Raw genomic sequence first — 6,879 nt, 5'->3', positions numbered from 1 at the left:
AGGCCGGGTTGCGGCTTAAACTGAGTTTCGCAGCGATCGGTGAGCTGATCGGCCGCAACAAGGGCGTCGTCTGGCGCGAGGTCCAGCGCAACTCCAGCCCGGACGGGCAGTACCGGGGCTGCATCGGACACCGCGTCGCCGACATCCTCAACAAGCGTCCACGCCCGACCCTGGGCCTAGAGACCCCAGCCGACCGGCTGAACAAGCTGCTCCTCGCAGCTTGACCGACAACCGTTGCCAAGACCCCTTGACTCCACCCCCCACCCAGAAACCCAGATACAACCAACCTCGAGCTCCCGCCGTAGCGGCCGGCAGGCGATGGCCGGCCTCCCGCTCGGCGTGCCGCCGCGGTCATTGCCCGGGTCTCGCGGCGGCGCGGTGCATCCTGGACGCCATGAGTGCTCGGGGGAACTGGCTCGACGACGAGATATCGCATCGCCGAGTCGGAAAGGGCGAGAACCGGCTGCCGCCTGCGCTCGCTGTCGTCGTCGCCGGCGTGGCCTACGCCCTGCTCCCGAACTCCGTGTTGCTCCTTCCGCGACTGGTGATACCGGCGGCTGAGCTGGTTCTCCTGGCGGCGCTTCTGGTCACCAACCCGACCCGGATGATCCGTCGGACCCGCTGGTCGCGAATCGCGTCGGTGACCCTGACCACTCTGATCATCTCGGCCAATCTCGTCGCACTGGGGATGCTCGTCGCGGCGCTGACCAAGAAGAGCACTGCCGGCGGTGACCTGCTGGTCGCGGCCATGCAGGTGTGGTTGACCAACGTCATCGGCTTCGCGCTGCTCTACTGGGAGCTGGACCGCGGTGGCCCGGTCACCCGGCGCGAAGCCCGGCGCGACAAGCTTCCCCCCGCCGACTGGCGGTTCTCCCAGGACGAGAATGACGACACCGTCACCGAGGTGGCGGCCGGCTCGAGCAAGACCTCGGGTTGGATCCCGATCTTCCTCGACTACCTCTACCTGTCGCTGACGAACTCCAGCGCGTTCAGCCCGACCGACACGATGCCCCTCACCAACCGTGCGAAGGCGCTTATGGGGCTCGAGGCGACAGCCGCACTGTTGACGTCCCTGCTGGTCATCGCCCGCGCGGTCGGCTCACTGGGCGGTGGCGGCGGCTGACGTAAGTTGAGTGCATGCCCGGGCTCGAGTCATTCGCCGATCTCGCTCGACAGGTGGACGGTCTGGCCGTTGTCTCGACGCTGCGGGAGGACGCGACGATCCAGTCGACGCTGGTCAACGCGGGAGTGATGGCCAGCCCGCTCGACGGCCAGCCGGTGCTGGCGTTCGTCACCTACGGCAAGGTGAAGCTCGCGAACCTGCGGGCGCGTCCACAAATCACCGCCACGACACGTCACGGGTGGCAGTGGCGCACCGTCGAGGGACGTGCGGTGGTCATCGGACCGGACGACCCCCACGACGGCATCGACGGTGAGCGACTCCGGCGGCTGCTCCGGGACGTGTTCGTCGCGGCGGGCGGCACTCATGACAACTGGGACGAGTACGACCGCACCATGATCGAACAACGGCGGGCCGCCGTGCTGATCACGCCCGCACGGGTCTACGGAAACTGAGCCGGCAAGTTCGGTTGCCTCAAGAACCGGTCCGACGTCGACCTCGACCGGCGCGCGGGGCGAGACCTTCCACGAGGCGACGATCCAGCAGGCTGACCGCGCTGATCGCTGTTACGGCCGTCGGCCGAACCAGTCGAGCAGCTGCGTCTGGGGTGACGCGTCGGGCGGCAGCGTGCCGCTCGGACCGGAGCCGTACGCGCCGTAGGCGAGCATCTCGTCGAGGTGCGGTTCGACCGTGTCGATGAGCGCGGCCACGATCTTCGGATCGAGAGCCTCGTCGAGTTGGGCCCCCCGAAGCAGGTCCCAGGCATGGACCACCAGATCGACGAGCCGAAAGCGCAGATACGCCGCGATCGGAACCTCGCCCATCGGCCCCGGGATCGACCGGCCGGGTGGCGCGGCGGCGAACGCCTCCGCTTGGCGCCGTGCCGACTCGATCACCGCCGCGAGGGCGTCTTCGTCGAGCTGGTCACCGGCCAAAGCGTTGCCCGCCTCGTCGCGATCGACGCCGACCAGCAGCAGGGCGGTGAAGCGGTTGCCGAACACGACATGCTCGATCAACTCGCGGATCGACAGCTGCGACGGCGTCGGCCGATCGAAGGTGTCTGCCGGGAGTCGACGCACGACCCGTTCGAACTCGGCGGAGGCGGCATCGATCAGCTCCACCGTCGCAGGCTAACGCGCGAGGGAACCCAAGTGATCACGAGCCGTTGCGATCTAGGGTTGCCGTCGTGGCGCTGCAAGTCATCGGGCCCGGGCTCGGGCGCACCGGGACCTACTCCCTCAAGCTCGCGCTTGAGCGGCTGCTGGGCGGGCGCTGCCACCACATGGCCGAGGTCCTCGCAGACCCCGAACGGCACCTCCCGCTCTGGGCTCCGGCCCTGCGGGGCGAGGCGGTCGACTGGGAGGAGGTCTTCGCCGGCTACGTCGCCCAGGTGGACTTCCCTGGCGCGGCGTTCTGGCGAGAGCTCAGCGATGCGTTCCCCGACGCGCTGATCGTGCTGTCGACCCGTCCCGCAGAGGACTGGTACCGCAGCGCGGCATCGACCATCTTCCAGCTCGACGACGATCACGGGTCCTCACCCTTCCGCAACCTCTGGCGCGAGTGGTTCGGGAACCCATCCGACGACCGCGCCACGTTGATCGCCGCCTACGAGCGGCACTACACCGCGGTCCGCTCGGCGATCGCTCCGGACCGCCTGCTGGAGTGGACGGTGGCCGACGGATGGGCGCCCCTCTGCGAGCGGCTGAGTGTGCCGGTACCCGACGAGCCGTTCCCCTGGACCAACACCACCGACCAGTTCCGGGCCGACAACCGGTTGGAGTCCGGACCGGCGTGATCGGTTCAGGGCTCGACGATGCCGGGGCGGCCGGCTGGGCGTTCGAGCACCGTCCGGTCAGTGGGTCGGAAACCGAAGCTGGCGTAGAGGAACGGCGCGTCGCCGGTGTGGAGCAACCAGCGGAAGTCAGCGCCGGGGCCCTCGTCGATCATCGTCCGTACCAGTCGCCGGCCCAGCCCGTGGCGGCGATGATCCTTCAGCACGAAGACGTCAGCGAGGTAGGCGAATGCGACGTCGTCAGAAATGGCTCGCGCGAATCCGACCTGGGCACCGTTGTCGGCGTAGGCACCCACGACGCGCCACGCGCCGTCAACCTGTCGTTGGACATCGGCCCGGCTCCGGCCCCGCCCCCAGTACGCCTCGCGCGAAAGGTAAGCCCAGACGACGTCCATGTCGATGCGCTGCGGATCTGCGTCCACCTGATAGTCGGCCATGCCGCCAACCCTGCCACGCGGGTGGCGCGCCCGTTCGCCGGGTCGCGCAACAGCGTCAGGGCACGGGGCCCGCGCGGCCGACGATCGAGCGGGCGGCAGGATCGAATCGTGCCCCGCGCCTCCTACGCCCTGGCCTTCGCGGCCACCGCTTACGCGTTCGTCGCCACCATGCTCGGCACCACGCTGCCGACACCCTTGTATCCGACTTATCAGCGGCAGCTCGATTTCGGTGCGCTGACCGTCACGATCGTTTTCGCCACGTACGCGATCGGAGTGCTGGCGGCGCTGCTTGCGTTCGGCCGGGCGTCCGACACGCTCGGCCGCCGGCCGGTGTTGTTGGCCGGGCTCGCGGCGGCGCTGCTGTCGTCCGTGGTGTTCCTGGCCGCCGCGCCGGTGCACGCCCATTCCGGCGGCCTAGCGCTCTTGCTGGTCGGTCGCTTCCTGTCCGGGCTCTCGGCCGGTGTGTTCACCGGCACCGCGACGGCCACCTTGGCCGATTTCGCCGGCGAACACACCACGCGGGCAACCGTCGTCGCGGCGGTCGCCAACATCGGGGGCCTCGGTCTCGGCCCGTTGGTCGCCGGTGCGCTGGCCAGGTCGGAGCCGCATCCGCTGGTGACGCCGTACGCGGTGCATGTGGTACTCATCGGCGTCGCCCTGATTGCGGTGCTGCGCATGCCGGAACCGGTCGACGTCCAGAGGCCGCGTCGGCTCGCCGTGCAGCGGCTCGGCGTGCCGGCATCGCTTCGGACGATCTTCCTCAGCGCCGGCACCGCGGGATTCGCCGGGTTCGCCGTGCTCGGCTTCTTCACCGCCGTCACGCCGGCGACGCTCGGCCTGCTCGGCCATCACAACCCGTTGTTGACCGGCGTCGTCGTGTTCGTCGTGTTCGCGGCATCGGCGGTGGGCCAGCTGGTCTCGATCCGCTTCCGGGCCCGGCCGGCGCTGCTCGGCGGCACCTGCCTGCTCGTGGTCGGAACAGCCGTGATCGGGCTGGGCATCGGCACGAGGTCGTTGCCGATCCTGGTCGCCGGCGGCCTGGTCGCCGGCCTCGGGCAGGGCTGCAGCTTCCGCTCCGCGCTCGGCGCGATCGTCGGCGCGAGCCCGGGCGAGCAGCGGGCCGCGGTGAGCTCGAGCTTCTTCGCCGTCTGCTACGTCGGCATCTCGCTGCCCGTGGTCGGCATCGGCGCCTCGAGCGACGCGATCGGGCTGCAGAAGACAGCAGTCAGCTTCGCCGTGGCCATCGCGGTGCTGGGTGCGATCGCGCTCATCAGCCTCGTCCGCACCTCGCGGTCGACGGCGGCCAGGTCCTGACCCGCCGAGTTCATCCGTGGACTGCTGTCAGGCCGGTTGGGCTAGCTGCACGATCCGGAAGTGGTTGCCGAACGGATCGCGTCCACCGCAGTCCACGCCGTAGGGCTGCTCGGTTGGTTCCTCGGTGAACTCCACGCCGCGTTCTCTGAGCGTCTCGTAGGTCTTGCGGCAATCGTCGGTCGTGAGGCCGAAGGTGAAGCCGGTCGCACCCTTGGCCACGAGCTCGCGGGTCTGCTCGCCACTTTCCGGGTCCATCCCAGGCGGTCCCGGCAGTTCCAGCAGGATTTCGCGGCCCGGGTCGCCGGGCACGCGCACGGTGAGGAAACGCATCGGGCCGAAGTCGATGTCGACGCCGACCTCGAGACCGAGCTTGTTGACGTAGAAGTCCAGCGCCTCGTCCTGGTCCAGCACGAAGACATGGCTCATGTTGATCGAGTTGAACATTGTTCCTCCAAGCGTGGTGGTTCGTGTTGCCGTCGATGACGCTATGGGTCAGTCGCCGACGACCGCTTCTCCGAAACTGCTCGGCCTGGACCAGCTCATCGAGAAGCAGGTGGGTGCCGCCAGCACGACGCGTTGCGCGCGGAACGTCGAGGGCGACTGACCCACGATCGCGCGGAACGTCCGGCTGAAGGTCCCCAAGCTCGTGAAGCCGACCGCCATGCAGATCTCGGTCACCGGGCGATCGGTGATGCGCAGCAGGAACATCGCCCGTTCCACCCGTCGGCGCTGCAGGTAGCGGTGCGGGGTCTCGCCGAACGTCGCCCGGAAGGTGCGGATGAAATGCGCCTCGGACACGTACGCGATCGCAGCCAGGGTGGGGATGTCGAGGGGCTCGGCATAAGCACGATCCATCGCGTCCCGCGCTCGCAGCATGCGGCGATTGACCGCCTCCTGCTCCTCGCTCACCGAGTCATCCCACCACACCGGTGTGACCCCATCGGTCAGCCGCGGCGGAGCTCCGAAGCCCGCCGGGCGAGCGTTCGTACCTGGTCCCAGTCCTTCGCCGCGAGCGCGCTCGCCGGCGTCAACCACGTCCCGCCGACGCAGCCGACGTTCGGCTCGGCGAGGAAGTCCGGCGCCGTCGCCGCCGTGATCCCGCCGGTCCGGCAGAAGCGCAGCTGGGGGAGGCCATCTCGCCGGATTCGCCGACGCGCTCATCGTCAAGGCCTCGAGCGGTTTCGGCGCCGGCATCATGAGCGGAGGCGCGATACAGCACGGTGCGCTCGGCGCGGCCGGCGAGATCGGGCACGTCAGGTACGCGCCGGCCAAGGGCGTCCCCTGCCGGTGCGGCGAGGTCGGGTGCATCGAGGCCGTCGCCGGCGGTTGGGCGCTCGTCCGCAGCATGCGCGAGAAGGGTCGCGACGTCGCCCACGTCCGCGACGTCATCGCCCTGGCCACCAGCGGCGACACCGACGCCCGCCGCGAGGTACGGCGAAGCGGCCGGCAATTCGGTGAAGCGCTTGCCGGCGCAGTCACCTTGCTCAACCCCGCGCTGATCGTGATCGGCGGCGACATGCTGCCGGCGTACGACCTGTTCGTCGCCGGCCGCGCGAGACGCTCTAGCGATGCCAGCGCGATCGCGACCCGCGATCTGGAGATCCGCCCGGCCACGTACGGCGTGCAGTCCGGCGTCCGAGGCTGCGCCATGCTCGCGCTCGACGCCGTCCTCAGCCCGAAGGCGGTCGACGCCCTGATCGACTCGCTTGCGAGATCGGCGGCGACGTACTCAGTACTCGCCCTTGATCACGAAATAGGATCCCCGGATCGTCCCGGCCAGCTTCGACTTCTGGCGCGCGAACTTGAACGAGCTCAGCTCGACGGGAACCTCCATCCCGTCGGAGAGCTTGAACCCGACGGCGCGCTTCTTCGACTCGCCGAGTGAGTACAGGACGTTGATCGCCAGGCCGCTCTGGTAGAAGACGTACGGCCATCGGATGTTGTCGACCTCCATGGCCGCCGCCTCCAGCGGCGGTGAGGCGATGACGATGTCGCGCTCGGTCTTGAGGATGTTGTGGACCCACTCGACAACGTCCTGGGCCTCCGCGGCGGGCTCGACGGTGAACGCCGCGTCGTACTTGTTCCTGAAGTACCGCGCCTCGTTGGCTCGCAGGCCGGCAAGCGCATCCGCCACAGGCGAGGACTCCAAGCCGACGGTCGAGACGTTGCTGAAGTCCACCTCGTAAGTCACGGCGCCATGGTACGAGACCCCGATC

9 protein-coding genes and 3 pseudogenes are annotated in these 6,879 nt (G+C 69.1%); 6 read left to right on the top strand and 6 right to left on the bottom strand.

Annotation, left to right across the window (positions count from 1 at the left end; all coding sequences use genetic code 11):
* The 3 genes and pseudogenes from ABR571_RS05765 to ABR571_RS05755 all read left to right on the top strand — a co-directional run.
* Positions 1 to 224 (top strand): annotated as a pseudogene (locus ABR571_RS05765) (hypothetical protein); the annotation flags it as partial.
* A 170-nt stretch (positions 225 to 394) separates the two neighbouring features.
* The gene (locus ABR571_RS05760; protein WP_409452229.1) at positions 395 to 1,123 is read left to right on the top strand and encodes a hypothetical protein; all 729 of its coding nucleotides are present in this window, start codon (positions 395 to 397) and stop codon (positions 1,121 to 1,123) included.
* Positions 1,124 to 1,137: 14 nt separating this feature from the next.
* A complete protein-coding gene (locus tag ABR571_RS05755; RefSeq protein WP_409452228.1) occupies positions 1,138 to 1,575 on the top strand; it encodes a TIGR03618 family F420-dependent PPOX class oxidoreductase in 438 nt (145 codons plus the stop codon).
* Between the two features lie 111 nt (positions 1,576 to 1,686).
* Here the strand turns inward: ABR571_RS05755 and ABR571_RS05750 are convergent, their stop codons facing one another.
* Positions 1,687 to 2,241 carry a TIGR03086 family metal-binding protein gene (locus ABR571_RS05750; RefSeq protein WP_409452227.1) on the bottom strand — a complete coding sequence of 185 codons (555 nt, stop codon included), beginning with the start codon at positions 2,239 to 2,241 and terminating at the stop codon, positions 1,687 to 1,689.
* A 65-nt stretch (positions 2,242 to 2,306) separates the two neighbouring features.
* Between ABR571_RS05750 and ABR571_RS05745 the strand changes: the two genes are divergently transcribed.
* Positions 2,307 to 2,915: a sulfotransferase family protein gene (locus tag ABR571_RS05745; protein ID WP_409452226.1), complete on the top strand. Its 609-nt coding sequence runs from the start codon at positions 2,307 to 2,309 to the stop codon at positions 2,913 to 2,915.
* A gap of 5 nt (positions 2,916 to 2,920) precedes the next feature.
* On the opposite strand, the gene ABR571_RS05740 is transcribed toward ABR571_RS05745, so the two are convergent.
* The gene (locus ABR571_RS05740; RefSeq protein WP_409452225.1) at positions 2,921 to 3,349 is read right to left on the bottom strand and encodes a GNAT family N-acetyltransferase; all 429 of its coding nucleotides are present in this window, start codon (positions 3,347 to 3,349) and stop codon (positions 2,921 to 2,923) included.
* Positions 3,350 to 3,457: 108 nt separating this feature from the next.
* On the opposite strand from ABR571_RS05740, the gene ABR571_RS05735 reads away from it, so the two are divergent.
* Positions 3,458 to 4,663, top strand: a complete 1,206-nt coding sequence (locus tag ABR571_RS05735) for an MFS transporter (RefSeq protein WP_409452224.1) — start codon at positions 3,458 to 3,460, stop codon at positions 4,661 to 4,663.
* A gap of 27 nt (positions 4,664 to 4,690) precedes the next feature.
* On the opposite strand, the gene ABR571_RS05730 is transcribed toward ABR571_RS05735, so the two are convergent.
* From ABR571_RS05730 to ABR571_RS05720, 3 genes and pseudogenes are all read right to left on the bottom strand, one after another.
* Positions 4,691 to 5,107, bottom strand: a complete 417-nt coding sequence (locus tag ABR571_RS05730; RefSeq protein ID WP_409452223.1) for a VOC family protein — start codon at positions 5,105 to 5,107, stop codon at positions 4,691 to 4,693.
* 48 nt (positions 5,108 to 5,155) lie between these two features.
* Positions 5,156 to 5,539 (bottom strand): helix-turn-helix domain-containing protein, encoded by a 384-nt coding sequence (locus ABR571_RS05725; protein ID WP_409452231.1) that lies wholly within the window; start codon positions 5,537 to 5,539, stop codon positions 5,156 to 5,158.
* Between the two features lie 68 nt (positions 5,540 to 5,607).
* Positions 5,608 to 5,793, bottom strand: a pseudogene (locus tag ABR571_RS05720) (keto-deoxy-phosphogluconate aldolase); the annotation flags it as partial.
* A 26-nt stretch (positions 5,794 to 5,819) separates the two neighbouring features.
* Here ABR571_RS05720 and ABR571_RS05715 point away from each other — a divergent pair.
* A pseudogene (locus ABR571_RS05715) lies at positions 5,820 to 6,314 on the top strand (ROK family protein); the annotation flags it as partial.
* A gap of 78 nt (positions 6,315 to 6,392) precedes the next feature.
* Here the strand turns inward: ABR571_RS05715 and ABR571_RS05710 are convergent.
* The gene (locus ABR571_RS05710) at positions 6,393 to 6,854 is read right to left on the bottom strand and encodes a phage tail protein (protein WP_409452222.1); all 462 of its coding nucleotides are present in this window, start codon (positions 6,852 to 6,854) and stop codon (positions 6,393 to 6,395) included.
* Positions 6,855 to 6,879: the final 25 nt, after the last annotated feature.

Origin of the sequence: Jatrophihabitans sp. (assembly GCF_046262535.1) — a bacterium.
Lineage (GTDB): Bacteria > Actinomycetota > Actinomycetes > Mycobacteriales > Jatrophihabitantaceae > Jatrophihabitans.
The sequence above is the reverse complement of the archived record's forward strand: the minus strand, read 5'-3'. Positions and strand labels throughout refer to the sequence as shown.

Coding starts and splice junctions, on each gene's coding strand:
- ABR571_RS05760 (WP_409452229.1), top strand. CDS start 395: ATGAGTGCTCGGGGGAACTGGCTCGACGACGAGATATCGCATCGCCGA.
- ABR571_RS05755 (WP_409452228.1), top strand. CDS start 1,138: ATGCCCGGGCTCGAGTCATTCGCCGATCTCGCTCGACAGGTGGACGGT.
- ABR571_RS05740 (WP_409452225.1), bottom strand. CDS start 3,349: ATGGCCGACTATCAGGTGGACGCAGATCCGCAGCGCATCGACATGGAC.
- ABR571_RS05730 (WP_409452223.1), bottom strand. CDS start 5,107: ATGTTCAACTCGATCAACATGAGCCATGTCTTCGTGCTGGACCAGGAC.
- ABR571_RS05725 (WP_409452231.1), bottom strand. CDS start 5,539: ATGCTGCGAGCGCGGGACGCGATGGATCGTGCTTATGCCGAGCCCCTC.